The sequence below is a fragment of the Burkholderia sp. BKH01 genome (assembly GCF_025685725.1).
Classification (GTDB): domain Bacteria; phylum Pseudomonadota; class Gammaproteobacteria; order Burkholderiales; family Burkholderiaceae; genus Burkholderia; species Burkholderia pyrrocinia_C.
In genome coordinates this window covers 24,379-48,454 of sequence record NZ_JAOTQT010000005.1, presented here as the reverse complement: position 1 = coordinate 48,454, position 24,076 = coordinate 24,379, and the positions used below count along the sequence as shown (strand labels likewise).

Below are 24,076 nucleotides of genomic sequence, written 5' to 3'. Positions count from 1 at the left end.
GTCTGCCGGCCCCGCGTGGGCCGGCCGGCGACGGGGCGGTGAACCGAGCACAAAATCCGAGGGAAAGAATGAATAGTGCCTATCTCTATGCGGTTCATTTGCTGTCGGCGTTCGTGCTGCTTCTCGTGTTCGCGGCAGTGTACCTGAAGGTCACCCCGTTCGACGAACTGGCGCTGATCCGCGACGGCAACGCGGCCGCGACGCTGTCGTTCGGCGGCGCGCTGATCGGTTTCTGCCTGACGCTCGCGTCCAGCATCGCGCACAACTCGACGCTCGGCGAAGTCGTGATCTGGGCCGTCGGCGCGATGGTCGTGCAACTGATCACCTATGCGGCGCTGACGCGCCTGATACCCGGCATGAATCATGCAATCGAGGATCGCAATGTCGCGATGGGCGGCCTGATGGGCACCGCATCGCTCGTCGTCGGCATCATCAATGCCGCCTGCCTGACCTGACGCGCCACGCGTCCGAGGAGACCGACATGAGTCTGGGTTCATTCATCCGCAAGCAGTTCATCGACGTCCTGCAATGGACGGAAGACACCGACGGCGTGCTGGCATGGCGCTATCCGATGGAAGACCAGGAAATCCAGTACGGCGGCAAGCTGACCGTGCGCGAAACGCAGGTCGCGATTTTCGTGAACGAAGGCAAGATCGCCGACGTGTTCCAGCCGGGGCTGTATACGCTGGAAACGAACACGCTGCCGGTGCTCACGTACCTGAAGAACTGGGACAAATTCTTTCAGTCGCCTTTCAAGTCGGACGTCTATTTCTTCAGCACGCGGCTGCAGCTCGGCCGGCGCTGGGGCACCGCGCAGCCGGTGACGATCCGCGACCGCGAATTCGGTTTCGTGCAGGTGCGCGCATTCGGCATCTACTCGTACCGGATCGTCGACGCGGCTGCGTTCCACCGCGAGGTCAGCGGCACGCGCGCGCAGTACACGGTCGACGATCTCGAACAGCAACTGCGCAACCTGGTCGTGACCGCGATGAGCACGACGTTCGGCTCGGCCGACGTGCCGTTCGTCGACATGGCCGCGAACCAGTCGCTGCTGTCGCAGCGCATCGCCGACGCGCTGGTGCCGGTGTTTACGCGCTACGGTCTCGCGCTCGACGCGTTCGCGGTCGAGAGCGTGTCGCTGCCGGCCGAGCTGCAGAAGGCGCTCGACCTGCGGATCGGCGCGGGGATGGCCGGCGATCTTGCGCGCGCCACGCAATACCAGACCGCGCAGGCGATTCCGCTGGCCGCGCAGAACCCGGGCGGCATCGCCGGTATCGGCGCGGGGCTCGCCGCGGGCGCGGCGATCGGGCAGGCGATGGCCGGCCAGATCGCGGGCGCCGCGCAACCGGCGCCGGCTGCAGCACCCGCAGCACCAGCGCCCGCAGCGCCGGTGGCCGCGGCTCAGCCGGCCGCGCCGGCCGACGGCACCGATTACGTGCAGCGGCTCGAACAGTTGAAGGCGCTGTTCGACAAGGGCCTCGTGACCGAAGACGAATATTCGCGCGCGAAGGCCGAGATCCTCGCGAAGCTCACGCGGTAAGCGTCGCGCATGTTCAGCACTTCGTGCCCCCAGTGCGGCGCGCCGGTCGAGTTTCGCTCGGCGGCGGCGGTGATGGCCGTCTGCGCGTTCTGCCGCAGCACGCTGCTCAAGCGCGGCACCGACGTCGAACGCATCGGCGAGCTGGCCACGGTGCTCGACGATGCGTCGCCGATCCAGATCGGCACGGCCGGCCGCTACGGCAAGCGCACGTTCACGGTGCTCGGGCGCATCCAGATGACCTACGACGCCGGCGCGTGGAGCGAGTGGTATGTCGTGTTCGACGACGGCGCATTCGGCTGGTTGTCGGACGCGTCGGGCCAGTACGCGGTCACGGTGCGCGAGCCCGACGATGCGTCCGGCGGCGCGTGGCCCGCATTCGGCACGCTCGAATCGGGCATGCGGATCGACCACGGCGGCCGCGCGTATCTCGTGTCCGACGTGCGCACCGCGCACTGCACGGGCGGCGACGGCGAACTGCCGTTCCGCGTCGATGCCGGCTGGGAGGCGCGCGTCGTCGACCTGCGGACCGGCAACGCGTTCGCGACCTACGACTATTCCGACGCCGATTCGAACGGCGGGAGCCCGGCCGTCTATTCGGGCGAGGCGCTGGAATTCGATGCGCTCGCGTTCACGGGGCTGCGCGATATCGAGACCGATACGCGCGAGAAGCGCGGCGCGGAGATGGTGCCGTTCGCGTGCCCGAGCTGCGGTGCACCGTTGTCGTATGCGCCGAACGTGGCCGACTACGTCGTGTGCGGCAGTTGTCACGCGGGCGTGCAGTGCACGGTCGAGCAGCAGACCGTGTTCGCGGCGCAGCGCAAGCTCGAATCGGTGAAGGGCGCGCTGGAGCTCGGCGCGATCGGCACGTTCGACGGCGTGAAGTACACGGTGATCGGCATGATGCGATGCCGCGTGCCGGGCGACGAAGAGACGTGGGACGAATACCTGCTGCTGAATCCGAAGCGCGGCTTCCTGTGGCTCGTGCAAAGCGAAGGGCGCTGGGAGCGCGTGCAGGTGCTCGACCATTGGCCGACGATCGGCAGCGAATCCGACGTGCTCGACGGCGGCAAGACGTACCGGCTGCGTGAGGAATACGAATCGGAAGTCGTCTACGTGGTCGGTGCGTTCAACTGGCGCGTGCAGGTGGGCGATCGCACGTCGATCATCGACTACGGCTGGCAGAAGGACAAGCTGACGCGCGAGCGCAGCGCCGCGGAGATCGTGTGGTCGCGCGCGCGGCCGCTGTCGGGCAGCGCCCTCGCCGAACGCTTCGGCACGCCGGCGCTCGCAACGGCCGCGGCCGCAGCGGGCGCCACCGCGTCGACGGGCCTGTTCGGCGGCAAAAGCCCGCACAGTTTCGCGCCGCTGCCGTGGGTGTTCAGCGCGCTGCTCGTGATCTTCAACATGGGCACGCTGTTCTCGTTCAGCGGCCGTACCGTCTACGTGCTGGTCGGCCTGCTGGTGCTGTGGCTGCCTGAATGGCTGTGGAAGGGCTTCGCATCGGACGGGAGCAACTCGTGATCCGGTACATCCTCTACGGCATCTACGGCCTGATCGTCGTCACGCTGTTCAGTTGCGCATCGATCGGCGGCAGCGGTTCGGGCGGCGGCGGCTGGGGCAGCTCGTCGGCGCGCAGCGGCTACTCGTCGTACGGGTCGCACAAATGACCGCGCGCGACGGGATCGCGCCGCCGCGTGCGACGCTCGGCTCGCACGTGCTGGCCGACCTGGCCGGTATCGATGCGGCGCTGCTGCGCGACGCCGCACGGCTCGAAGCGATCATGACCGACGCGGCGCAACGGGCAGGCGCGCGCGTTATCGGCGCGCATTTCCATCATTTCGGCGGCGAGCATGGCGTGACGGGTGTCGTGCTGCTTGCCGAATCGCACATCACGATCCATACGTGGCCCGAGCATCGCTTCGCGGCCGTCGACGCATTCATGTGCGGCGCGGCGCGTGCGGCCGATGCGGTCGATGCGATTGCCGCCGCGCTCGGCACGCAGGCGCAGGTCCGGCAGCAGGTGGCGCGCGGTGCTGCATTGACATGAGCGAGCATCGCTCACCTGTTACCGACATGCGTAAAAGAACGGGAATCACCGCATTGCTCGGCGTTGCGTTCTTCACCGGCAACGTTGCCGCGGAGTTGCCGTCGAAGCCGCCCGGGCCCGTCGTGATGGTCCACTTCGACTACTACGAGAAGGACCGGGCGCGGCTTCATGCACTCGAACGCCGGCTGGATCGCGCGGCGAGGCAGGCAGGGGCGGGCGAACTTGGCGAGACCGAACTGCACCGCGACGGCAACGACGGTTATCTGTACCTGTATGGCACCAGCGCCGATCGCTTGTACGCAGTGGCGCGCCCGATCCTGAAATCGTCAGGATGGCTGAACGGTATGGAAGTCACGTTGCGCCGCGAATCGGGTGCGGAAACGTTCTCGATGGGCCGGGGCGGAGCACGCTAGCGTTCGAACCGGAACGTCGACACGCTGTGCAGCGTCGCGTCGTCGGTGCCGACGATGCCCTGCGTATTCGCGACGGCCGCGCGCTTGCCGTTGCTCAGCACGGCCCAGTAGCATTCGCCGCCGGCCGCGTGGAAGCCGGTTTCCGGATCGCTGATGCCGCACGTGATCGTCGCTCGCATGCCGCGCCAGCCGGTGCCGGAGAAACGTTCGACTTCCTGCGCGGTGCCGCGGCCGTATGTCGTCATCCACTTGCCGTCGTCCTGCTGCACGAAACCCGCTTCCTTCTCCGCGACCGGCTCCAGCGCGCCGTCGACGATCTCGAACGCGATGAAATAGGTGCTGTAGGTCATGTTGCGGCCGACGATCGCGACGCAGCGATCGCCACCGATTTCCGGGCACGGCTTCTTGACCTGCCGGTTCGCGAGGTACTCGAACGAGATGCCGAGCGCCGGGTCGCGATAGGTTTTCCAGCCCGCGTGCTTGACCTGCTTCAGCGCCGCGGTGCGGTCGCGGTAGGCGGTGGCGATGCAGGCGGCATCGGCGCACGCGTCGCGCTGTGCGAGCCACTCGCGTTGCGAGCGGATCACGGCCTGCTGGTCGGCGGCGATGCCGATCGCTTCGTAGTAGGCGCTCGACAGTGTGTTGTCGGCCGATACGAGTGCCTTGTCGCCGCAAATCAGGCGATCGGTGCGTGTCTTTGCACGCGTGCAGTCGATGCTGTCGGCGTGGGCCGACAGCGAGAGGCCGATGGCGGCCAGGGTGAGACAAAAGCGAATGCCGAACACGGACGTCTCCTCATCGGGTTGGAGCAGTGGCTGCTACGCAGCCGTCACGTAGTGCCGCGGCGCGCGCGATTCGAGAAGCTTCGAGCCCGCGCGCCGCACGATCGCGTCGCAATCAGCGATTGATTTGGTCCGCCGAGATCAGTTCGGCCACCAGCACCTGCGCCGGCCCCTGCAGGTAATACTCGTGTTCGAGCGGTTCCCGCAGCTTCATGAACGTTTCCGAACCGACCTGCATCGTCTCGCCCGCATGCATGCGCGCACCGCTTTCCAGCAGGTAGTGCATCACGTTGTTGAAGATGCCCGAATAGCGTTCGCCTTCGTGATGGCCTTCCGCGAGCGCCGCAAAATCGGGCAGGCCGAACACGTCGGCGCCATAGGTGCGCATCCACACGCCATCGACGCCTTCGACCTCGTATTTCACGAAGCCGCAGAAGAACAGGTTCAACGGAATCTCGCGCAGCACTTCGAGGCTCTCTGCGCCGAGTTCCTTTGCATCGAAGACGACTGCCGGCAGCGACGTGTGCGCGTGTTCGTTCAGCACCGCGAGGCCGTTCTGTTCGGCGAGCGCGCCGGCGACGGCCACCAGCGCGACATACTGGTCGAGCGGGTCCGCTTCATGTCCGGCGTAGTAGAGGATCACGTGGCTGCGGCTCGCGCGCACCCGCTGTTTCAGGTCCTGCCCGTAGTGGGCGGGCGCGACGCATGCTTCCAGCGCTTCGGACGGATAGGGCGCATCGAAGCCGACCAGCCGGACGACGTGGTTGTCCCAGCCGGCGAGCCCGAATACCTGCTCCAGCGTGGGCTCGGTTTCGACGCGCGCCTGCTTCATGCTCGGATGGTATGCACGCAGCGCGGCCGTCAGCGACGCGATATCGACCTGCAGCGGCCCGTCGAAGACGACAGTCACGCTCAGCGGATGCTCGATGTCGGATGCCGCGACCAGCGCGGCGGGGTTTTCGGGTTCTTCCTTGCGGCCAAAGAATCGGGATATCAGGCTCATTGGATTGTGTTTGTGTCGATGCCGTTTCAGGGAGGAGTGCCCTGTTCTCTCGGTCAGGGTTCGCCGTCAGGGTGACGGCCGCCCGTAGTTTCTCCGGGTTCGGCGAATCTGGCAAATGCCCGGCGACGCGGCCATGGCGCGTTCGAACGCATCAGGAGGAAGACGGCGCGGACACGCCGGACCGCGCCGCGGTGCGTATCAGCGCGGCAGCGCTTCCGCTTCGGCCCAGCGCTTGAACGAATCGAGACGCCGACGCGTCTGCACGAGATAGAACGCGCCGATCAGCGGTTCGAGCAGCCAGCGCAGCCAGGACGGCTGAGCGCGGAAGTTGTACGTGAACTTCACTTCGGTCGAACCCGGCGTGTGTTCGGTGAAGTTCCAGCTGCCGCTGAAGCGTTCGAGCACCTTCGGCCCTTCGACCATTTCGACCGCGGCGACCTGCGGCGGACGGTACGAGATATAGCGCGACACCATCGTCGCCCCCGACTGGCTGCGGCAGAACGCGTCGACGCCGACGTCGGCCGTCGTTTCGTCGAGCAGATAGGCGTCGCTGAGGAAGCTGTCCCACACGAGCCGCCGCGCGTAATCCTGCGACCACGTGAAGAGGCGTCTGCGATCGACGCCGACGGTTCGGCTGACTGAGATCCTCATGATGGCGGGCGCAATGGCGCTGATTGGGATGAAATCGAGTGTACCCCGCCAATACCGCGCATTTCTTCAGACTTGGTCAAGTCGAGCGTGTGCTCGATTGACGCACTCCGGGATTTCACCTAGGATTCATTCCAACCCTTCGGGAAAGACCCGAAGCGTTTCAATCTCTTGAGGGAGCCTCATGAGTACGCAACAGAACCGGCGCTTCGACGCGCTTGTTTTCATTGGTCGTTTCCAGCCTCCGCATCGTGGTCACCTGAACGTGCTGAAGTCGGCACTGAGCCGGGCCGAGCGCGTGTGCGTGCTGATCGGTTCGACCGACAAGCCCCGCACCATCAAGGATCCGTTCTCGTTCGACGAGCGCCGCCAGATGCTGGCTTCGCTGCTCGACGCGTCCGAGCGCGACCGCGTGACGATCGCGCCGTTGCAGGATTCGACGTACAACGACGGCGACTGGGTGCGCTGGGTGCAAGACGCCGTCGCGTCCGCGCTCGGCGATGTCGGGCAGCGCAAGGTCGGGCTGATCGGCCACGAGAAGGACGCCACGTCGTACTACCTGCGGATGTTCCCGCAATGGGAGCTCGTCGACGTCGATGCGACCGAAGACATTTCCGCCACCGAGATCCGCGACCAGTATTTCGCCGAACGCACCAACAGCTTCGTGCAGTGGGCCGTGCCGGAACCCGTGTTCGGCTGGCTCGAGCGTTTCCGCACGCAGCCGGAATTCGCGCAACTGAAGTCGGAAGCCGAATTCATCGCCGCGTATCGCAAGGCGTGGGCGGCCGCGCCGTATCCCGTCACGTTCGTGACGGTCGACGCGGTGGTCGTGCACTCGGGTCACATCCTGCTCGTGCGCCGCCGCAGCGAACCGGGCCGCGGCCTGTGGGCGCTGCCGGGCGGATTCGTGAACCAGGACGAGCGGCTCGACGCGGCGTGCATCCGCGAGCTGCGCGAGGAAACCGGCCTGAAGCTGCCGGAGCCCGTGCTGCGCGGCTCGATCAAGGATCGCCAGGTATTCGATCATCCGACCCGCTCGCTGCGCGGCCGCACGATCACGCACGCGTGCCTGTTCAACTTCCCGACCGGCGAGCTGCCGCGCGTGAAGGGCAGCGACGACGCCGACAAGGCGCGCTGGGTGCCGCTCAACGAATTCGCACCGATGCGCAACGTGATGTTCGAGGATCACTTCGACATCGCATATCACTTCCTGGGGAAGCTGTGACCCGCTGATTCCCCGCATTCCGGTCCGCCGCGACAGACGCGGCGGCACTTCAACGGCCTAGAGGAGCTCTAGCCATGCAAAACGATCTCGGCGGCTTTGCCGCGGTTCTCGCCAATCCGATCCTCAATACGGACTCGTACAAGGCTTCCCACTTCCTGCAATATCCGCCCGACGCGTCGGCGATGTTCTCGTACGTCGAATCGCGCGGCGGCCGCTACGACCGCACGCTGTTCTTCGGCCTGCAGATGCTGCTGAAGGAATATCTGTGCAAGCCGGTCACGCACGCGATGATCGACGATGCGCGCGATTTCTTCACGGTGCACGGCGAGCCGTTCAACGAAGCAGGGTGGCGCTACATCGTCGAACGCTACGACGGTTACCTGCCGGTGAAGATCCGCGCGGTGCCGGAGGGTTCGGTCGTGCCGGTGCACAACGTGCTGATGACCGTCGAATGCGACGATCCGCAGGTGTTCTGGCTCGCATCGTATCTCGAGACGATGCTGCTGCGCGTCTGGTATCCGGTCACGGTCGCGACGCGAAGCTGGCACCTGCGGCAGACGATCCGCCGTTTCCTCGAAAAGACCGACGACGACCTCGCGCAACTGCCGTTCAAGCTGCACGACTTCGGCGCGCGCGGCGTGTCGAGCGCGGAGTCGGCCGCGATCGGCGGCGCGGCGCACCTCGTGAACTTCATGGGCTCGGACACGGTGCTCGGCGTGCTGGCCGCGAACCGTTTCTATCGCGAGCCGATGGCGGCGTACTCGGTGCCGGCGGCCGAGCACAGCACGATCACGTCGTGGGGGAGAGAAGGCGAGGCCGATGCGTACCGGAACATGATCCGCCGCTTCGGGCTGCCCGGCGCGATCGTGTCGGTCGTGTCGGACTCCTACGATCTGTTCGCCGCGCTCGATCTGTGGGGCGGTGAACTGAGGCAGGCCGTGATCGATTCGGGCGCGACGCTCGTCGTGCGTCCCGATTCGGGCGACCCCGTCAAGATCGTGATGCAGACCGTGCGCGCGCTCGACGCGTCATTCGGCTCGACGTTGAACGGCAAGGGGCGGCGCGTGCTGAACCGCGTACGCGTGATCCAGGGCGATGGGGTCGACGAGCTGTCGATCGACGCGATTCTTTCCGCACTCGACGACGCGGGTTATGCGGCCGGCAATGTCGTGTTCGGCATGGGTGGCGCGCTGCTGCAGCAGGTGAACCGCGATACGCAGCGCTTTGCGATGAAGTGCTCGGCGATTCGGCGCGGCGGCGTGTGGCACGACGTCTGCAAGGATCCGGCCACCGATCAGGGCAAGCGCTCGAAGAAGGGGCGGCTCACGCTGCTGCGCAATCGCCGCACCGGCGAGTACCGGACGACGACGCTGCCCGTCGCATGGGACGATCGTGCGCTGGAAGGCGAATGGGACGAGGCGCTCGAGACGGTGTTCGATACCGGGCGGCTACTGGTCGATACGTCGTTTGCCGAGGTGCGGGCGAGGGCGCACGCGGGGGAGGTTTGAGGTAGGGGGCGGGGCATCCCGCCGCGCTGCGGCAGGCTTTCATCGTTCACCGGCCAGCACGCGTCCGCCGGCATCCGCCGGCAACCCGCCACGCTCCGCCGCCCGCACCGCCTCCATCGCCCGCGCCAGCGCGTCGAACACCGCCGGTCCCTTGCAGCGCGACACGTTGAAGCGCAGGTACGACGTCGCGCTGCGCGACACGCTGAACACGTTGCCGGGCGCCAGCACGACGTCGTGGTCCAGCGCGTGGCGCGCGACGCGCGCGGCGTCGAGCCCGTCGGGCAGTTGCGCCCACACGAACAGGCCGCCGCGCGGCTCCGTCCAGATTCCGAGCCCGGCGCGCGAGAGGCGCCGGATCGTTTCGCCCATCGCGTCCGCGAGGCGCGCGCGCAGGCTGTCGAGGTGACGCCGGTACGTGCCGTCGATAAGCAGCCGGTGCACGACGTTCGCGCCGATTTGCGCGTTGCCGAACGACGTCGCGAGCTTCAGGTCGACGAGCGCCTCGATCCATTCCGGGCGCGCGGCGACGTAGCCGCAGCGGATCGCGGCCGACAGCGTTTTCGAGAAGCTGCCGATCGACACGACGCGCGACAATCCGTCGAACGCCGCGAGGCGCGGCGCGGGCGTGCTTTCGAAATCCGCGAAGATGTCGTCCTCGACGATCAGCAGGCCGTGCTCGGCCGCGAGCGTCAGCAGCCGGTGTGCGACAGGCGGCGCGAGCGTCGCGCCGGTCGGGTTGTGCAGCGCCGCGTTGGTGATGTACAGGCGCGGCCGGTGCTCGGCGAGCACCTGCTCGAAGCGCGCGAGATCGGGCCCGTTCGGCGTGTACGGGACGCTGACGATCCGCGCGCGATGCGCGCGCAGCAGCGCCTGGAAGTTGAAGTAGCACGGATCGTCGAGCACGACGGTATCGCCCGGCTCCAGCAGCAGGCGGCACACGAGGTCGAGCGCATGCGTGCCGCCGTCGGTCAGCATGATCTGCGCGGGTTCCGCGTGGACGCCATGCTGCGCGAGCCGCCATGCGAGCTGCTGACGCAGCGCGGACAGGCCGAGCGGTGTCGCGTAGTCGGTCAGCGCGTCGGATTCGTCGCGCGACACGGCGCGCAGCGCGCGGCGCAAGCTCTCGTCCGGCAGCCACGACGACGGCAGCCAGCCGCAGCCAGGCTTCACCGTCGTCGGCGCCGCCTCGAGCGATTGGCGCGACAGCCACAGCGGATCGAGTTCGCGGTCGAGGCGCGGGCCGAGATCGGCGAGCGCGAGCGGCGGCGCGTGGCCCGACACGTAGAAGCCCGAGCCGCGCCGCGCGACGAGCACACCTTCGCTCGCGAGCCGCTCGTATGCATCGACGACCGTCGATTTCGACACGCCGAGCGCGTCGGCCATCAACCGGATCGACGGCACGCGCGCGCCGGGCATCAGCGCGCGGCTCGCGATCCGTGCGCGCAACGTATCCATCACGGTTTCGACGCGCGTGCGCGACGGCGCGGGCGGAACGGGAATCGGGGCGGAATGGCTCATGGCGAAATGAACTGTACGGTCGGTTGTCCAGTACAGTTTGTCCGGATTGTATTGGGGTGTAGCTTACGCGCTTTTCGCGGGCGGCGGATCATCGGTCATCCACCTTTCCCCGTTCAGGATTCCCCGTGCAAAAGACGACCGACGGATGGCTCAGCGGCCTGCTGGGCGTGATCATCTTCAGTGGCTCGCTGCCTGCGACGCGTGTCGCGGTGCAGGGGCTCGACCCGCTGTTCCTCACGTTCGCGCGCGCGACGATCGCCGGCGCGCTCGGCCTGCTGCTGCTCGTCGTGCTGAAGCAGAAGCGGCCGTCGCGGGCCGAGGCCGTGTCGCTGGCGATCGTCGCGCTCGGGGTCGTGGTTGGTTTCCCGTTGCTGACGGCGCTCGCGCTGAAGCATGTGACGTCCGCGCATGCGATCGTGTTCGTCGGGCTGCTGCCGCTCGCGACCGCGCTGTTCGGCGTGTGGCGCGGCGGCGAACGGCCGCGGTTGCCGTTCTGGATCTTCTCGATCGTCGGCAGCGGCGCGGTGGCCGCGTTTGCGCTGCGCAACGGCGGCCAGGCGTCGGTGGTCGGCGATGCGCTGATGCTGGCCGCGATCGTCGCGTGCGGGCTCGGCTACGCGGAAGGCGCGCGCCTGTCGCGCGATCTCGGCGGCTGGCAGGTGATCTCGTGGGCGCTCGTGCTGTCGCTGCCGCTGATGTTGCCGCTCACGTGGCTTACGTGGCCTGCGTCGTTCGACGGCGTCGATGCCGCCGCGCTGTGGGGGCTCGCGTACGTGTCGCTGTTCAGCATGCTGATCGGCTTCGTGTTCTGGTATCGCGGGCTCGCGCTCGGCGGGATCGCGGGCGTCGGTCAGTTGCAGCTGCTGCAGCCGTTCTTCGGCTTCCTGCTGGCCGCCGGGCTGCTGCACGAGACGGTGCCGCCGGCGATGGTCGTCGTGACGGTCGTCGTGGTCGGCTGCGTGGCCGGCGCGAAGTACTTCTCGAAAATGGCGCCGGTGCAGCGCGCGGGGTGACGCGCGTTCCGTTCCGTTCCGCTCCGTGCCGTCGAGCGACGGCACGGAGCGGCGTGCTTACGCGACGTGCGCTACGCCATACTGCGAAGACAGGTACCGGCGGATATCGGCCGGCGAATCGATGAAGCGCCGGCCGTTGTGCTCGCGAATCGCGAGTGCGCCGTCCTTCGGCGCGTGTCCGTCGCCGAGCACGAGCACGGGCGCCGACTGGTTGTCCGCGCCGATCAGCGCGACGATCGGCTGGCGCGGCCGCGGCGCGTCGATGTATTCGACGTCGACGGCGTCGCGAAGCTGCGGGTAGAAGCTCAGCAACCCTTCGACGGAAACGGAATCGCCACAGTAGAACGGACCTTCGGAGTCCTTGAAAAAACCGGGGCGAAGAATGAACAGCGTGTCTTTCATGGTTGTCTCGCTATGTGAGAGGGACGAACGTTGAAGAAAACGTGATGCGGGGCAGCGTGTACTACGTCGCCGGATTTCAGGCTTCCGCGAGCGCGACGGCGCGCATTCTCGCGAAACCGGCAGCGAGGTCGGCGATCATGTCGTCGGGGTGCTCGAGCCCCGCGTGAATCCGCAGCAGCGGGCCGGCCGCCGCCCATTGCGTGGCGGTGCGATGGCGCGACGGATTGGACGGGACGATCAGGCTTTCGAAGCCGCCCCAGCTATACCCCATGCCGAAGCACGTCATTCCGTCGAGCAGCGCGCGCACCGCATCGTCGGGCTGCGGATGCAGCACGATGCCGAACAGCCCGCACGCGCCGGTGAAGTCGCGCTGCCACAGCGCATGGCCGGGGTCGCCGGGCCGCGCCGGATACAGGATTTGCGCGACCTCCGGCTGTTTCGCGAGCCATTCGGTCAGCGCATGCGCGTTGCGCTGGTGCCGCTCGAGCCGGACCGACAGCGTTCGCAAGCCGCGCAGCGCGAGGTACGCGTCGTCGCCGCTGACGGTCATCCCGAGTTGCCGGTAGAAGCGCGTGACCTTCGGCGCGAGCGCCTCGGTCGTCAGGATCGCCCCCATCAGCACGTCGGAGTGTCCGGCAATGTATTTCGTGGCGGCATGAATCGACACGTCGACGCCATGCGAAAACGACCGGAAATTCAGTGGCGTGCCCCACGTGTTGTCGAGCAGTACGACCGCGCCGTGCCGGTGTGCGACGCGGCTGATTGCCGGGATGTCCTGCACTTCGAAGGTCAGCGAACCCGGCGATTCGGCAAATACCGCGCGCGTGTTCGGCCGCATCAGCGACGCGATGTCGGCGCCGATGGCCGGATCGTAGTACGTCGTCTCGATGCCGAGGCGCGCGAGCGTCTCGTCGCAGAACGAGCGGGTCGGGTCGTACACGGAATCGGCCATCAGCAGATGGTCGCCGGGGTTCAACACCGCGAGCAGCGCGGTCGTGATCGCGCTGAGGCCGCTCGGCGTCAGCAGCGCGGCGTGCGCGCCTTCGAGGCGCGCGAGCGCTTTCTCGAGCGCGCGCGTGGTCGGGCTGCCGTGGCGTCCGTAGGCGAGCGGCGTGCCGCGCACCGCGTCGAGCGCGTCGGTGTCGTGAAAGAGCAGCGTCGACTGGCGGTACACGGGCGGGTTCACGGGCGAACCGGGCTGGCCGTGCGAGCGGCCTTCGTGGGCGAGTACGGTGTCGGTCGAATGCAGGTGGTTCAAGATATCGTCCTTTGAGGGGCAATCAATCAGTCGATCGAAGCGATGCGAGGCAGTCGCCGCGCGGTCAATGCAGGATCTTGTCGAGGAAGTCGCGCGCGCGTTCGGAGCGCGGCGCGGCGAAGAACCTGTCGCTGGCCGCGTCCTCGACCACCGCGCCCTGGTCCATGAAGATCACGCGATGCGCGACCTTCCGCGCGAAGCCCATTTCATGCGTGACGCATACCATCGTCATCCCGTCGCGCGCGAGCTCGACCATCACGTCGAGCACTTCGTTGATCATCTCGGGGTCGAGCGCCGAGGTCGGTTCGTCGAACAGCATCGCGACCGGGTTCATCGACAGCGCGCGCGCGATCGCGACGCGCTGCTGCTGCCCGCCGGACAACTGCCCCGGATACTTGTGCGCGTGCGCCTTCAGGCCGACGCGATCGAGCAGCTTCATGCCGTTCTCGACGGCCTCGTCCTTGCGGCGGCCGAGCACCTTGATCTGCGCGAGCGTGAGGTTCTCGGTGATCGACAGGTGCGGAAACAGCTCGAAGTGCTGGAACACCATGCCGACGCGGGCGCGCAATTGCGCGAGTTTCGCGCCGGGATCGCCGAGCCGCGTGCCGTCGACGGTGATGCTGCCTTTCTGGAACGGCTCGAGACCGTTGATCGTCTTGATCAGTGTCGACTTGCCGGAGCCCGACGGCCCGCACACGACGACCACTTCGCCTTTCGAGACCGCCGCGCTGCATGCCGAGAGGACCTGATGCTTGCCATACCATTTCGATACGTTGTCGAGCGTAATCATGTTCTGTCCGTCGTTGATGTTCGGGATGAAGGTCCGGCACGCGCTCAATGCGTGGACGGCAGCGCAAGGCGGGTCTCGACGCGGCCCTGAAGCCGCGTGAGCAGCGTGCTCAGCACCCAGTAGATCGCGGCGGCGGCGAGATAGAGCGGCAGCGGCTGGAACGTCGCGGCAATCACTTCCTGCGTCGAGCGCAGCAATTCGGTGACGGTGATCACCGAGACCAGCGACGTGTCCTTGATCAGGCTGATCAGCGTATTGCCGAGGCTCGGCACCGCGAGGCGCAGTGCTTGCGGGCAGACGATGTAGCGCAGCGTCTGCACGTGCGTAAGGCCGAGGCTGTGCGCGGCCGCCCATTGCCCGCGGCCGATGCCGAGGATCGCGCCGCGCATGCTCTCCGACAGATAGGCGCCCGCGTTGAGCGTCAGCGTGAAGATGCCGGCCGTCGTCGGATCGAGCGTGATGCCGAGATCGGGCAGCCCGTAGTAGACGACGAACATCTGCACGAGCAGCGGCGTGCCGCGCATCAGGCTCACATAACCCTGCGCAAGCGCTGCCGCGAGCCGGTTGCTGCCGATGCGCATGATCGCGATCACGAGCCCGACGACGAGGCCGAGCGCCATCGACGCCACCGCGAACTTCAGCGTGAGCGCGGCGCCCTTGACCATCACGGGCAGCGTATGAACGACCAGATCGAGTGCTTCCATCACGTGTCTCCTGATTGTGTGCCGGACGGCCCGCGCGTTCGTGCGCACGGGCTCGGGGCGGGCTGCGTTATTGCGTCACCGGCTTGGTCGTGTCCGTGCCGAACCACTGCATCGAGATCTTCTTCAGCGTGCCGTCCTGCTGCAGCGACGCGACCGCATCGTCGATCGCCTTCGCGAACTTCGGATTGCCCTTGCGGAACGGGATGCCCATCCGGTCCTCGCCACCCGCGAGCACGGAGCCGGGGCGCAGCGGCAGGTGCGAGTTCTTGATCAGGTAGCTCAGCATCAGGCGATCGTTGACCGCCGCGTCGATACGGCCCGCCGCGAGGTCGCGCAGGTTTTCCGGCGTACCCGGATACACCTGCAGGTCGATCGCGGGCACGGTCTTGACGAGGTCGACGTAGTTGCTGCCCATCGTCACGCCGACCTTCTTGCCCTTCAGTTCGTCGAGCGACTTGAACGCGCGCATGTCGTTCTGCCGTTGCAGCAGTTGCGCGGACGAATACACGTACGGTGCGCTGAAGTCGAGCGCCTGCTGGCGTGACGGCGTGATCGCGACCTGGTTGACGATCACGTCGAACTTGCCGGCCTGCAGGCCGGCGAGAATCCCGCTCCATTCGGTCGTGACGAATTGCGGCTTCACGCCGAGGCGTGCGGCGACGGCCTTCGCGACGTCGACGTCGAAGCCTTCGAGCTGGCCGTCGGCGTTGCGGTAGTCGAACGGCGGGTAGGTGCCTTCCAGCGCGATCTTCAGGACTCCGGCCTGCTTGACGGTGTCGAGCAGGTCCGCCGCGTGCGACGTCGTGGCCGCGATGCAGAGGAGGGCGGCGGCGATGCCTTGCTTGAGCGTCGGGGTGAAGTGCTTCATGGTTGTCTCCTTGGTTGTTGTCGAAAATTCAGGGTGTGCGAAGCCGCGGCGACGGGCGGCGTCGCCGTGAGCGGGAAAGCGGTGGAGCGAGTGGCGGCGCGTGTCGTTTGCCGCCGTGCGCGATGTCGTGCGTTACGGCATGCGTGCGCGCGCGGTGGTCGATCGGCGCGAATGCGGATGGAGGCGCGAGAAGTGCGAGCGGTCGCAGAGTGATGCGTGAGCGGGCCGCGCGGCATACGTGTCGAACGTGTTCCGGTGCGCGGCGAAGAGTTCAAGCATGTTGTTCATGATTGCCCGTGCGGCTTTGCGAGAGTGGTGGACCGGGTGCATCGACGATGCGCATCCGGTGACGCGAATGCTGAGCGACTGAGGGCAATCTTAGGTTTGTCAAAAAGGAAAGTGTTTCCAAAGATGCACGCACTTTCTACGCGCCGTGGAATGTTTTTCTCTGCGTGCGAAAGGTGGCGCAAGCGATCTGCTGCGGTTGCGCATGATGCGAAGCATCAGGTGCTACGGTGCGATCGTGCGGTTGCTCCGGGCCGCGACCGGGTGAACCGGCGGCACGCCGAAAAGCAAAACGGCCAGGCTTGCCGGTAGCGGCAAGCCTGGCCGTTGGCCTTCGTCACGCCGAAAGCGCGTTACTCGAACGTCTCGAGCGCGAGCAGTTCGCCGATCGTTTGCCGGCGGCGGATCAGCCGCGGCGTGCCGCGATCGACGAGCACTTCCGGCGCGAGCGGCCGGCTGTTGTAGTTCGAGGACATCGACGCGCCGTATGCGCCCGCGTCGTGCAGGAACAGCAGGTCGCCGATCTGCGGCTGCGCCAGCTTGCGGTGCGTGACCACGCCGCCCGCGTCCTGCGTGAACACGTCGCCCGATTCGCACAGCGGCCCCGCGATCGCGAGGTCGACGAGCGGCCGGCCGGCGGGCAGCGCGCCGTCGTGCGTGTGCACGGATACCGCGTGGTAGCTGCCGTACATCGACGGGCGCATCAGGTCGTTGAAGCCCGCGTCGATCAGCACGAAATCGTGCTTCGGCCGGCGGTTGACGGCCTGCACTTCGGTGACGAGCGTGCCGGCTTCGGCGACGAGGAAGCGGCCCGGTTCGATCTCGATGCGCACCGGGTGGCCGAGATGCCGTTCGATCCGCTTGCGCGCGGCATCCCACTGGCTGAAGTAGTGACCGACGTCGACACGCGGCTCGCCGTCGCGATACGGAATCGACAGGCCGCCGCCGGCCGAGATCGCGTCGATGTCGTGGCCGAGCGATGTGACGAGATCGACCATCGCATCGCACACCTGCGACAGGTGGCCGTAGTCGACGCCCGAGCCGATGTGCATGTGGATGCCGACGAGCTTGAGCCCATACTGGCGCACGATCTCGATCGCGCGCGGCACGTCGTCGATCCAGATGCCGTGCTTGCTTTGCGGGCCGCCGGTGTTGGTCTTGTTGCTGTGGCCGTGCCCGAAACCGGGGTTGACGCGCAGCCACACGCGGTGGCCCGGCGCGTGCTCGCCGATGCGCGCGAGCATGTCGAGCGAACCCGCATTCACGGTCACGCCGTGCTTCAGCACGGCCGCGAGCGTCGGGCGGTCGATCAGGTCGGCCGTGAACACGACGCCTTCCGGCTCGCCGGCCGGACTGAACCCGGCCGCGAGGCTGCGCTCGATCTCGCCGAGCGACACGGCATCGACGCACGCGCCTTCGTCGCGCATCAGCTTCAGGATATGGACGTTCGAATTCGCCTTCTGCGCGTAGCGGATCACGTCGAACTGGCGTAGTTGGGCGATGCGGTCGCGGATGACGTCGGCGTCGTACACCCACAGCGGGGTGCCGTATTGCTGCGCGAGCGTCGCGAGCTGGCGGGAATCGAGGGACATGGCGGATGAATCGGGTCGAATGAACGGATAGCGTGAATGATGCGCCTGTTCAGCTATACAGTAAAATGCCTGTTATTCGACATTCGATTCATTCCTGATATAGCTGATCATGCTCACGCACCGCCATATCGAGGTCTTTCGCGCGCTGATGGTCACCGGCAGCACGACGCGCGCGGCCGAGATGCTCTATACGTCGCAGCCGACCATCAGCCGCGAGCTCGCGCGGATGGAGCAGGTCGTCGGCTTCGCGCTGTTCGAGCGCGCGCACGGCCGGCTGCGGCCGACGATGGCCGCGCTCGCGCTGTTCGACGAAGTGCGGCTTGCCTATGTGGGGCTCGAACGCGTTGCGGCGACGGCCTCGCGCCTGCGCGAGTTTCGCGACGGCCAGCTTTCGGTGATCGCGCTGCCGGCGTTCTCGCACGCGATCCTGCCCGGCGCATGCCGGCGCTTTCACGCGGCCCACGCGGGCGTCAGCGTGTCGGTCGCGACGCAGGAGTCGCCGGTGCTCGAGGAGTGGCTGACCGCTCAGCGGTACGACCTCGGGCTGACCGAGCACGACGTCGCGCCGGCCGGCACGCTGCTGACGCCGCTGCTCGAAGTAGACGAAGTATGCGTGCTGCCCGACGGCCATCCGCTGCTCGCGCAGGATGCGATCGACCTGCTGGATCTCGCCGATCGCCCGTTCGTGAGCCTGTCGCTGAACGATCCGTACCGCATCCTGATCGACGAGGCATTTGCGCAGCTCGGCGTCGCGCCGCGCTCGGTGGTCGACACACCGTCGGCCGTGTCGGTGTGCGCGTTCGTGCGGCAGGGGCTCGGCGCCGCGATCGTCAATCCGCTGACCGCGCTCGATTTCGTCGGGCGCGACCTGCACGTGCGGCCGCTCACGCGGTCGTTCCCGTACAGGGTCAGCATGATCGTGCCCGAGCACCGGCCGAAGAACCTGCTCGTCGATGCGTTTGCCGACGCGCTGCGCGGCGAGGCGAAGGCGATCCGGCGCCGGCTGGCCGCGCACCTCGGCTAGCGGCGTCGTATGATGGCCGCTTCGCCGCCTTCGTCCTTGGAACCCTGTCATGACCGCCGCTTCGCCTTCCATCGAACAACCGACCCTCACCGGCGAGTGCATCGAACTGCGGCCGCTCGAAGCATCCGACCGGCAGGCGCTGCTCGATGCCGCCGCGGACGGCCAGTTGTGGAATCTGAAGGTAACGGTCGTGCCGAGTGCGGAGACGATCGACGCGTACATCGACACGGCATTGCAGGGGCGCACGGCCGGCACCGTGATGCCGTTTGCGATCGTCGATCGCGCGTCGGGCCGCGTGATCGGCAGCACGCGTTTCTGGAAGATCGATCGCAAGAATCGCAAGCTCGAGATCGGCCATTCATGGCTGGGCGAATCGGCGCAGCGCACGCGCGCGAATACCGAGGCGAAGTGGCTGCTATTGAGCTATGCGTTCGACACGCTGCACTGCGTGCGCGTGCAGTTCACGACCGACGAGCTGAACGAGAAATCGCGCGCGGCGATTCTGCGGCTCGGCGCTAAGCAGGAAGGGATCGTGCGTCACGAACGGATCATGCCGGACGGCCGCAAGCGCAATTCGGTGCGCTTCAGCATCATCGACGAAGAATGGCCGGACGTGCGTGAGCGGTTGATGGCGAAGCTCGCGACGTAACGCATGACGCGTGACGCGTGGCGTGCGGCGCGCGTATTCGCGGGTCGGCTGGTCAGACGCGCATCGCGCAGCCGGCAGGGGAGGCGGCTGCGCGACGACAGGGGAAGCGGTGCGCCGCGCACGAGGCGCGGCGCTGCATCGTTACTGCGCCGACGCGAGGTGGTGACGCTCCGCGAGTTTCTGCGCGTCCGCGTAGTGCTTCTGCAGGATCGGCAGCGCCTGGCGTGCGACTTCCTTCAGCTTCGTGTCGCGGCCCTCGGCGATTTCTGCCTGGAAGGCCGAGATCGCCTTCTGCTCGCCGGCGAGCGCGACCTGCTCGATATACGCCTTGTCGAACTCGGCACCGCGCAGGCTCTTGATGCTGTTCAGCACGGTCGTGTCAGGGTCGTTGGCCGGCACGTCGACGCCGCGCGGGCTTGCGGCGCGCATCGCCTGGATGATCTTTTCATCTTCGGTCGACACGCGTTGCGCGAAGGCCTTCACCTGGCTGTCCGACGTGCGCGAATCGGCGATGCGTGCCGCGTCGTGCTGCGTCGACACGGTTTTCGTGCCGTCCGTGATGAAGGCCTGGTCGGCTTCGTGGATGCGCGGCGCGGCAGCGGCCGGCGCGGCGGGTGCCGCGGGCGCCGGTTGCGCGGTTTGTGCGGTCGCGGTCACGGCGACGAGAAGCAGGCCGGCGGCAGACAAGGCAAGGCGCGAGATGTGGGGAAAGCGGTTCATGGGACCTCCTTTCGATCGGGGCTCTGGTTAAAAAACGGATGACGTGATCCGTAGCTGTGCGAGAGACCGGGCGCGCCCGGGCCGGATTCGACCGCCGCTCTGCCGCGGCGCCGGTCGAACTGTTTCCCGGCCCGACTGATTCTAGGAGAGCGGTCGGGTAGCAGGTGCAACCGTGCTGTGGTTTGTGTAACGGTTGGTAAGACGAAACGATGGGCAGGTGCGCGTACCGGTACTGCGTACCTGTTGCATGCGCGGCGGCGGCAATTTTTGCGCGTGTGCGTCGTGCGGGATGCATGTGTGCGTGTCATCTGCATTTCATCGTCGTGCGGTTGTTGCAGTGTCGTGCGCGTCGAGCGACGTGCGGATTCGAGCGTGCAACGCGCTCGAAAGCGTCACACGCGATCGAGCAGTGCGTCGAGGCGCGGCAGCAACGGCGTCGCGCAATGCGCCTGCAATGCGTCGGGTGCGGTGTAGCCCCACGCGACACCCTGGAATGCGATGCGCGCGCGTCGTGCGGCGTCGGCATCGCGGATTTCGTCGCCGACGTACAGCACTTCGTCGGCGCGCACGCCGGCCTCGCGAACGAGCGCGCGCAGGCGACGTGCCTTGCCGAACAGCGGAATGCCGCACGCGAAGGTGTCGACGTGGCCGCTGGCGCGCGGGCCGAGCCGGTCGCGGACGATGTCCTCGCTGTTCGACGTCGCGATCGCGATGCGGATGCCGCGCGCGGCGAGCGCGTCGAACGTGTCGTCGACGCCCGGGAACAGCATCACTTGCGCGACGCGCGGCCGCATCAGGCGGCGCATGTCGATCGTCACGCGCGGCACTTTCCACATCGGCACGTCGAGCGCGCGGATGATGTCGCGCGCCGACATGCCGCGCAGTGCCGGGCGCAACTCGGGCGTGGCATCGCGAAAGCCGTGCAGGCGCGACGCTTCCGACAGCGCGGCGAGAAAACTGTCGAGCGAATCGGCGAGCGTGCCGTCGAAGTCGAAGGCGATGAGGCGGTAGGGCATGTGGCGATGTGGCGGATTGATCGAGCGGGCTACATCATCCACCGAAATGCGTGCGCGGGTAAGCGGGCGAATGCGGCGAGCTTTCGCGGTGGGCCGATATCCGGCGGCGAGCACCGGCATTTCGCCCGATACGCGCGCGTTGCCGTCCGGCGCGAGTCGAAGCGGGCGGCGGGCGCGGGGCGGGGCTACTCGTAGTGGTAGCGACAAGACACGATGGCGATCTGGAGGTCGTCAGCCTCGTAGACCAGGCGGTTCGTGTCGTCGATACGGCGCGACCAGAAGCCGGAGAGATTGGCCTTCGGCGGTTCGGGTTTGCCGATGCCTTCGAACGGTGTTCGCTGGGCTTCGCGAATGAGCTGGTTGATGCGCTTGAGCGTCTTGCGATCCTGCCCTTGCCAATAGAGATAGTCGTTCCACGCGTCGGAAGTAACGAGCACGCGGCGTACGCTCATTCGTCATCCTCGGCGAGCTTGTGTTCTTTCGCCTTGCCCTTGCGCAGTTGCGCGATCGAACGTTCGAGATGGGCGACGTTGGCTGGCGAGCGCAGCAAGTGAACCGTCTCCATCAGGCTGTCGTAGTAATCCTGCGACATGATGACGGCGTTCGGTGCATCGCGGCGCGTGATGAGCGTCACGTCCGCATCGTCGACAACCTGGTCGATGACGGTCTTCAGATTGCCGCGGGCATCCGAAAAATGAATCGTGCGCATGATTTGCCTCACTTGTACATATAACTGTACAAGTATGGCGCGATTGATAAATATGTACGGGTTGCTGTACAAGTTGCCAGGTGAGTGTATGTGGTTGCGCGCCACCATCCGGCAAGAGGACTCGCCTGCCGTGCAGCAGCGGCGTGGTAGTGCCGCTTGTAGCCCGCCGCACAGCGCGGTATCGTCGATGCTCCGCCTTCCGCCCCCCACCGGAGAACAGACGTGCCCGCAGCCACCCCCGCCACGCTGAGATTTTCCACCGACAAGCGCGAACTCGACATCGACGCGATCTTCGACTTCCTGCATCGCGATGCGTACTGGTCGCAGGGCATTCCGCGCGACGTGGTCGAGCGTGCGATCGAGGGTTCGCTGTGCTTCGGTGCGTATGTCGGCGACCGGCTCGTCGGGTTCGCGCGGCTCGTCACCGATCACGCGACGTTCGCGTACCTGTGCGACGTGTTCGTGCTGCCGGCCGAACGCGGCAACGGCTACGGCCGCGCGTTGATCGATCATGTGTTCGCGCAGGAGATGGTGCAGCGCCTGCGCCGCATCATGCTCGTGACGACGGACGCGCACGAACTGTACCGGCCGGTCGGCTTCGGGCCGTCCGCGAATCCCGAGCGGCTGATGGAGATCCGCCGCCCCGACATCTACGCGAAACGCTGACGCGCGGCGCAGCGCATACAATATGCGCTTTCCGTTTTTGCCGAAGAGAAGCACATCATGACCGAACAGGAAGCCGAACAGCTCGCGACGCATCGCCATTACAAGGGCGGTTTGTACCGTTACATCGGCGTCGCCCGCCATTCCGAAACCGAGGAATCGGTGGTCGTGTACGAGCATCTGTGGCCGCATGCGCGCGGGCTGTGGGTGCGGCCGGAAGCGATGTTCAACGGCAACCTCGAAGACGGCACGCCGCGTTTTCGCAAGCTGCGCGACTGAACTCGAGCGGGCGGCACTGGAGCCGGCGTCTAGCCGGCGCCGCCCGGCTTCTCGTGCGATGCGTGTTGCCGCAGCGCCATCGCGAAGAAGCGCCGGATTTCATCCATCAGTTCCGCGCGGGCCGACGCGAAATCGATTGCGCACCGGTTTTCGTGTGCGTAGCGCCGGCGCCAGTCGTCGGCCGCATGCCGCGCTTCGCGTGCACGCAGATCGTCGAGTTCGGGCGTGCGCAGCGCGTGATCGGCGATCAGCGTCACGCCGTCGCGGCTGACCTCCAGCACGCCGCCTGCGACGAGGAGGCGGCGGTGCTCGCCGGTCGGCGCATCGACGAGCGTCACGACGCCGGGCCGGATCCGCGTGAGCAGCGGCGCGTGGTGCGGGTAGATCCCCAGTTCCCCGCTTTCCCCCGGGACGACGACGAAATGCGCGTCGCCGGCATACAGCACCGCTTCCACGCTCAGGATGTCGAGCCTCATCGATGTCGTCATGCGCGCCCCCTTCAGACCGCCGCCGCGCCGGCGACGATTTCGCACAGCTCGGTGGTGATCTGCGCCTGTCGCGTCTTCTGGTACAGGTGCCGCAGTTCGCGCAGCACGCGATCGGCGTTGTCCGTCGCGGTCTGCATGCTGAACATCCGCGCGCATTGCTCGCACGCGTAATTCTCGACGACGGCCTGATAGAGCGTTGCCTCGACGTAGCGCAGCAGCAACGTGTCCACGACCGGTTTGGGCGCGGGCTCGTAAAGATAGTCGGATGCCTCCGCGGCAACGGCCGGCGCGCGGGTGTCGAGCGCCGCGATCGGCAGCATCGCATCGATGCGCGGCTCGTACGCGAGCGGGCTCGTCAGCCGGTTGTAGGCGATGTGCACTTCGTCGAGCTCGCCGTTGACGAACGCGGTCAGCGGCACGAGCAGCGCGCCGAGCAACTGGTCGAAGTGCGGCTCGGCGGCCAGGCCGCTCGCACGCGCCGCGATGGTCGCGCCGTGGCGCATCAGCGGCGCGATGCCGCGCGCGCCGATCACGCTCAGTTCGCAACTGACGCCGGCCTGGTCCCAGCGTTCGAGCGCATCCACGCATGCGACGAGCAGCCGCGCATTGAGCGGGCCGCACAGCCCGCGATCGGTGCTGACGACGATCAGGCCGATGCGGCGCACGGGATCGCGTCGCGCCATCAGCGCCGACACGTGGTCGGGCCGGTCGCGCAGCACGCGTTCGGCCATCGCCCCGATGCGCGCCGCATACGGGCGGAACTCGCGCGCGCGCCGCTGCGCGCTCGCCATCTTGGTGCGCGCCATCATTTCCATCGCCTTGGTGATCGTGCGCGTGGACGACGTACTGGCGATCTTCGAGCGGATTTCGCGTATGTGCATGGCAGAGTGGGCGTCGCGGCCATCCGAATGTCATCGTGTGGATTCATGCTA

The 24,076-nt window shown here is 66.9% G+C and carries 29 protein-coding genes; 13 read left to right on the top strand and 16 right to left on the bottom strand.

From position 1 onward, the window contains the following. The first annotated feature begins 68 nt into the window (after window positions 1-68). From OEJ37_RS10120 to OEJ37_RS10095, 6 genes are read left to right on the top strand one after another with little or no spacing between them, the layout of a single operon-like run. A complete protein-coding gene (locus tag OEJ37_RS10120) occupies window positions 69-455 on the top strand; it encodes a DUF350 domain-containing protein (protein WP_174419351.1) in 387 nt (128 codons plus the stop codon). Window positions 456-481: 26 nt separating this feature from the next. Next, window positions 482-1,540, top strand: coding sequence for an SPFH domain-containing protein (locus tag OEJ37_RS10115; protein WP_175918377.1), 1,059 nt, complete (start codon window positions 482-484; stop codon window positions 1,538-1,540). A gap of 9 nt (window positions 1,541-1,549) precedes the next feature. Next, a complete protein-coding gene (locus tag OEJ37_RS10110; protein WP_263344185.1) occupies window positions 1,550-3,061 on the top strand; it encodes a DUF4178 domain-containing protein in 1,512 nt (503 codons plus the stop codon). Then, window positions 3,058-3,207 carry a hypothetical protein gene (locus tag OEJ37_RS10105; protein ID WP_155630549.1) on the top strand — a complete coding sequence of 50 codons (150 nt, stop codon included), beginning with the start codon at window positions 3,058-3,060 and terminating at the stop codon, window positions 3,205-3,207. Before OEJ37_RS10110 ends, OEJ37_RS10105 begins: the two co-directional genes overlap by 4 nt. Continuing rightward, window positions 3,204-3,587 carry an adenosylmethionine decarboxylase gene (gene speD, locus OEJ37_RS10100; protein WP_263344184.1) on the top strand — a complete coding sequence of 128 codons (384 nt, stop codon included), beginning with the start codon at window positions 3,204-3,206 and terminating at the stop codon, window positions 3,585-3,587. The genes OEJ37_RS10105 and speD overlap by 4 nt, the downstream gene beginning before the upstream one ends. After that, window positions 3,584-4,000, top strand: coding sequence for a hypothetical protein (locus OEJ37_RS10095; RefSeq protein WP_263344183.1), 417 nt, complete (start codon window positions 3,584-3,586; stop codon window positions 3,998-4,000). The genes speD and OEJ37_RS10095 overlap by 4 nt, the downstream gene beginning before the upstream one ends. Here the strand turns inward: OEJ37_RS10095 and OEJ37_RS10090 are convergent. From OEJ37_RS10090 to OEJ37_RS10080, 3 genes are all read right to left on the bottom strand, one after another. Beyond that, complete coding sequence (locus tag OEJ37_RS10090) at window positions 3,997-4,785, bottom strand: lysozyme inhibitor LprI family protein (RefSeq protein ID WP_263344182.1); 789 nt, start codon at window positions 4,783-4,785, stop codon at window positions 3,997-3,999. The genes OEJ37_RS10095 and OEJ37_RS10090 overlap by 4 nt on opposite strands. Window positions 4,786-4,897: 112 nt before the next feature. Further along, a complete protein-coding gene (locus OEJ37_RS10085) occupies window positions 4,898-5,785 on the bottom strand; it encodes a DUF4261 domain-containing protein (protein ID WP_263344181.1) in 888 nt (295 codons plus the stop codon). A gap of 198 nt (window positions 5,786-5,983) precedes the next feature. Next, window positions 5,984-6,436, bottom strand: coding sequence for a type II toxin-antitoxin system RatA family toxin (locus OEJ37_RS10080; protein WP_174419358.1), 453 nt, complete (start codon window positions 6,434-6,436; stop codon window positions 5,984-5,986). A gap of 181 nt (window positions 6,437-6,617) precedes the next feature. Between OEJ37_RS10080 and OEJ37_RS10075 the strand changes: the two genes are divergently transcribed. Continuing rightward, window positions 6,618-7,658 carry a bifunctional nicotinamide-nucleotide adenylyltransferase/Nudix hydroxylase gene (locus OEJ37_RS10075; RefSeq protein WP_263344180.1) on the top strand — a complete coding sequence of 347 codons (1,041 nt, stop codon included), beginning with the start codon at window positions 6,618-6,620 and terminating at the stop codon, window positions 7,656-7,658. 74 nt (window positions 7,659-7,732) lie between these two features. Then, window positions 7,733-9,166, top strand: coding sequence for a nicotinate phosphoribosyltransferase (locus tag OEJ37_RS10070; protein WP_263344179.1), 1,434 nt, complete (start codon window positions 7,733-7,735; stop codon window positions 9,164-9,166). A 39-nt stretch (window positions 9,167-9,205) separates the two neighbouring features. Here the strand turns inward: OEJ37_RS10070 and OEJ37_RS10065 are convergent, their stop codons facing one another. Next, the gene (locus OEJ37_RS10065; protein ID WP_174419361.1) at window positions 9,206-10,684 is read right to left on the bottom strand and encodes a PLP-dependent aminotransferase family protein; all 1,479 of its coding nucleotides are present in this window, start codon (window positions 10,682-10,684) and stop codon (window positions 9,206-9,208) included. Window positions 10,685-10,809: 125 nt separating this feature from the next. Between OEJ37_RS10065 and OEJ37_RS10060 the strand changes: the two genes are divergently transcribed. After that, window positions 10,810-11,697, top strand: coding sequence for a DMT family transporter (locus OEJ37_RS10060; protein WP_034180541.1), 888 nt, complete (start codon window positions 10,810-10,812; stop codon window positions 11,695-11,697). Between the two features lie 57 nt (window positions 11,698-11,754). Here the strand turns inward: OEJ37_RS10060 and OEJ37_RS10055 are convergent, their stop codons facing one another. The 6 genes from OEJ37_RS10055 to lysA all read right to left on the bottom strand — a co-directional run bounded on the left by OEJ37_RS10055 (window position 11,755) and on the right by lysA (window position 17,596). Continuing rightward, window positions 11,755-12,099, bottom strand: a complete 345-nt coding sequence (locus OEJ37_RS10055; RefSeq protein WP_175918369.1) for a DUF3088 domain-containing protein — start codon at window positions 12,097-12,099, stop codon at window positions 11,755-11,757. A gap of 76 nt (window positions 12,100-12,175) precedes the next feature. Next, entirely contained in the window at window positions 12,176-13,357 is a 1,182-nt protein-coding gene (gene metC / locus OEJ37_RS10050; protein ID WP_175918368.1) for a cystathionine beta-lyase, read from the bottom strand. 64 nt (window positions 13,358-13,421) lie between these two features. Beyond that, on the bottom strand, window positions 13,422-14,147 hold the full coding sequence (locus tag OEJ37_RS10045) for an amino acid ABC transporter ATP-binding protein (RefSeq protein WP_034180538.1): 726 nt from the start codon (window positions 14,145-14,147) through the stop codon (window positions 13,422-13,424). Window positions 14,148-14,191: 44 nt separating this feature from the next. Continuing rightward, a complete protein-coding gene (locus tag OEJ37_RS10040) occupies window positions 14,192-14,851 on the bottom strand; it encodes an amino acid ABC transporter permease (protein ID WP_175918367.1) in 660 nt (219 codons plus the stop codon). A gap of 67 nt (window positions 14,852-14,918) precedes the next feature. After that, window positions 14,919-15,719 carry a transporter substrate-binding domain-containing protein gene (locus OEJ37_RS10035; protein ID WP_263344178.1) on the bottom strand — a complete coding sequence of 267 codons (801 nt, stop codon included), beginning with the start codon at window positions 15,717-15,719 and terminating at the stop codon, window positions 14,919-14,921. A gap of 638 nt (window positions 15,720-16,357) precedes the next feature. Then, window positions 16,358-17,596, bottom strand: a complete 1,239-nt coding sequence (gene lysA / locus OEJ37_RS10030; protein ID WP_175918366.1) for a diaminopimelate decarboxylase — start codon at window positions 17,594-17,596, stop codon at window positions 16,358-16,360. A 109-nt stretch (window positions 17,597-17,705) separates the two neighbouring features. Here lysA and OEJ37_RS10025 point away from each other — a divergent pair, with 109 nt between their 5' ends. Continuing rightward, on the top strand, window positions 17,706-18,620 hold the full coding sequence (locus tag OEJ37_RS10025; protein ID WP_263344177.1) for a LysR family transcriptional regulator: 915 nt from the start codon (window positions 17,706-17,708) through the stop codon (window positions 18,618-18,620). Between the two features lie 49 nt (window positions 18,621-18,669). Continuing rightward, window positions 18,670-19,269, top strand: a complete 600-nt coding sequence (locus tag OEJ37_RS10020; protein ID WP_263344176.1) for a GNAT family N-acetyltransferase — start codon at window positions 18,670-18,672, stop codon at window positions 19,267-19,269. A 141-nt stretch (window positions 19,270-19,410) separates the two neighbouring features. On the opposite strand, the gene OEJ37_RS10015 is transcribed toward OEJ37_RS10020, so the two are convergent. The 4 genes from OEJ37_RS10015 to OEJ37_RS10000 all read right to left on the bottom strand — a co-directional run bounded on the left by OEJ37_RS10015 (window position 19,411) and on the right by OEJ37_RS10000 (window position 21,714). Continuing rightward, the gene (locus tag OEJ37_RS10015; RefSeq protein WP_174419371.1) at window positions 19,411-19,989 is read right to left on the bottom strand and encodes a DUF4142 domain-containing protein; all 579 of its coding nucleotides are present in this window, start codon (window positions 19,987-19,989) and stop codon (window positions 19,411-19,413) included. Between the two features lie 392 nt (window positions 19,990-20,381). Then, window positions 20,382-21,005 carry an HAD hydrolase-like protein gene (locus OEJ37_RS10010; protein WP_263344175.1) on the bottom strand — a complete coding sequence of 208 codons (624 nt, stop codon included), beginning with the start codon at window positions 21,003-21,005 and terminating at the stop codon, window positions 20,382-20,384. 185 nt (window positions 21,006-21,190) lie between these two features. Next, window positions 21,191-21,457, bottom strand: a complete 267-nt coding sequence (locus OEJ37_RS10005; protein WP_263344174.1) for a Txe/YoeB family addiction module toxin — start codon at window positions 21,455-21,457, stop codon at window positions 21,191-21,193. Next, the gene (locus OEJ37_RS10000; RefSeq protein ID WP_011547275.1) at window positions 21,454-21,714 is read right to left on the bottom strand and encodes a type II toxin-antitoxin system Phd/YefM family antitoxin; all 261 of its coding nucleotides are present in this window, start codon (window positions 21,712-21,714) and stop codon (window positions 21,454-21,456) included. Before OEJ37_RS10000 ends, OEJ37_RS10005 begins: the two co-directional genes overlap by 4 nt. 222 nt (window positions 21,715-21,936) lie before the next feature. Here OEJ37_RS10000 and OEJ37_RS09995 point away from each other — a divergent pair, with 222 nt between their 5' ends. Then, on the top strand, window positions 21,937-22,380 hold the full coding sequence (locus tag OEJ37_RS09995; RefSeq protein ID WP_048245578.1) for a GNAT family N-acetyltransferase: 444 nt from the start codon (window positions 21,937-21,939) through the stop codon (window positions 22,378-22,380). 57 nt (window positions 22,381-22,437) lie between these two features. Beyond that, the gene (locus OEJ37_RS09990) at window positions 22,438-22,656 is read left to right on the top strand and encodes a DUF1653 domain-containing protein (RefSeq protein ID WP_006480837.1); all 219 of its coding nucleotides are present in this window, start codon (window positions 22,438-22,440) and stop codon (window positions 22,654-22,656) included. 29 nt (window positions 22,657-22,685) lie between these two features. On the opposite strand, the gene atpC is transcribed toward OEJ37_RS09990, so the two are convergent. Both atpC and atpG read right to left on the bottom strand, forming a co-directional pair. After that, on the bottom strand, window positions 22,686-23,144 hold the full coding sequence (atpC, locus tag OEJ37_RS09985; protein WP_263344173.1) for an ATP synthase F1 subunit epsilon: 459 nt from the start codon (window positions 23,142-23,144) through the stop codon (window positions 22,686-22,688). Window positions 23,145-23,155: 11 nt separating this feature from the next. Next, complete coding sequence (atpG, locus tag OEJ37_RS09980; protein ID WP_263344172.1) at window positions 23,156-24,025, bottom strand: ATP synthase F1 subunit gamma; 870 nt, start codon at window positions 24,023-24,025, stop codon at window positions 23,156-23,158. Window positions 24,026-24,076 lie beyond the last annotated feature (51 nt).

Coding starts and splice junctions, on each gene's coding strand:
- OEJ37_RS10065 (WP_174419361.1), bottom strand. CDS start 10,684: ATGAGCCATTCCGCCCCGATTCCCGTTCCGCCCGCGCCGTCGCGCACG.
- OEJ37_RS10035 (WP_263344178.1), bottom strand. CDS start 15,719: ATGAAGCACTTCACCCCGACGCTCAAGCAAGGCATCGCCGCCGCCCTC.
- lysA (WP_175918366.1), bottom strand. CDS start 17,596: ATGTCCCTCGATTCCCGCCAGCTCGCGACGCTCGCGCAGCAATACGGC.
- OEJ37_RS10015 (WP_174419371.1), bottom strand. CDS start 19,989: ATGAACCGCTTTCCCCACATCTCGCGCCTTGCCTTGTCTGCCGCCGGC.
- OEJ37_RS10110 (WP_263344185.1), top strand. CDS start 1,550: ATGTTCAGCACTTCGTGCCCCCAGTGCGGCGCGCCGGTCGAGTTTCGC.
- OEJ37_RS09990 (WP_006480837.1), top strand. CDS start 22,438: ATGACCGAACAGGAAGCCGAACAGCTCGCGACGCATCGCCATTACAAG.
- OEJ37_RS10020 (WP_263344176.1), top strand. CDS start 18,670: ATGACCGCCGCTTCGCCTTCCATCGAACAACCGACCCTCACCGGCGAG.
- speD (WP_263344184.1), top strand. CDS start 3,204: ATGACCGCGCGCGACGGGATCGCGCCGCCGCGTGCGACGCTCGGCTCG.
- OEJ37_RS10115 (WP_175918377.1), top strand. CDS start 482: ATGAGTCTGGGTTCATTCATCCGCAAGCAGTTCATCGACGTCCTGCAA.
- OEJ37_RS10070 (WP_263344179.1), top strand. CDS start 7,733: ATGCAAAACGATCTCGGCGGCTTTGCCGCGGTTCTCGCCAATCCGATC.
- OEJ37_RS10085 (WP_263344181.1), bottom strand. CDS start 5,785: ATGAGCCTGATATCCCGATTCTTTGGCCGCAAGGAAGAACCCGAAAAC.
- OEJ37_RS10045 (WP_034180538.1), bottom strand. CDS start 14,147: ATGATTACGCTCGACAACGTATCGAAATGGTATGGCAAGCATCAGGTC.
- OEJ37_RS10120 (WP_174419351.1), top strand. CDS start 69: ATGAATAGTGCCTATCTCTATGCGGTTCATTTGCTGTCGGCGTTCGTG.
- OEJ37_RS10010 (WP_263344175.1), bottom strand. CDS start 21,005: ATGCCCTACCGCCTCATCGCCTTCGACTTCGACGGCACGCTCGCCGAT.
- OEJ37_RS10055 (WP_175918369.1), bottom strand. CDS start 12,099: ATGAAAGACACGCTGTTCATTCTTCGCCCCGGTTTTTTCAAGGACTCC.
- OEJ37_RS10025 (WP_263344177.1), top strand. CDS start 17,706: ATGCTCACGCACCGCCATATCGAGGTCTTTCGCGCGCTGATGGTCACC.
- OEJ37_RS10005 (WP_263344174.1), bottom strand. CDS start 21,457: ATGAGCGTACGCCGCGTGCTCGTTACTTCCGACGCGTGGAACGACTAT.
- OEJ37_RS10095 (WP_263344183.1), top strand. CDS start 3,584: ATGAGCGAGCATCGCTCACCTGTTACCGACATGCGTAAAAGAACGGGA.
- OEJ37_RS10080 (WP_174419358.1), bottom strand. CDS start 6,436: ATGAGGATCTCAGTCAGCCGAACCGTCGGCGTCGATCGCAGACGCCTC.
- OEJ37_RS10040 (WP_175918367.1), bottom strand. CDS start 14,851: ATGGAAGCACTCGATCTGGTCGTTCATACGCTGCCCGTGATGGTCAAG.
- atpC (WP_263344173.1), bottom strand. CDS start 23,144: ATGACGACATCGATGAGGCTCGACATCCTGAGCGTGGAAGCGGTGCTG.
- OEJ37_RS10075 (WP_263344180.1), top strand. CDS start 6,618: ATGAGTACGCAACAGAACCGGCGCTTCGACGCGCTTGTTTTCATTGGT.
- OEJ37_RS10000 (WP_011547275.1), bottom strand. CDS start 21,714: ATGCGCACGATTCATTTTTCGGATGCCCGCGGCAATCTGAAGACCGTC.
- atpG (WP_263344172.1), bottom strand. CDS start 24,025: ATGCACATACGCGAAATCCGCTCGAAGATCGCCAGTACGTCGTCCACG.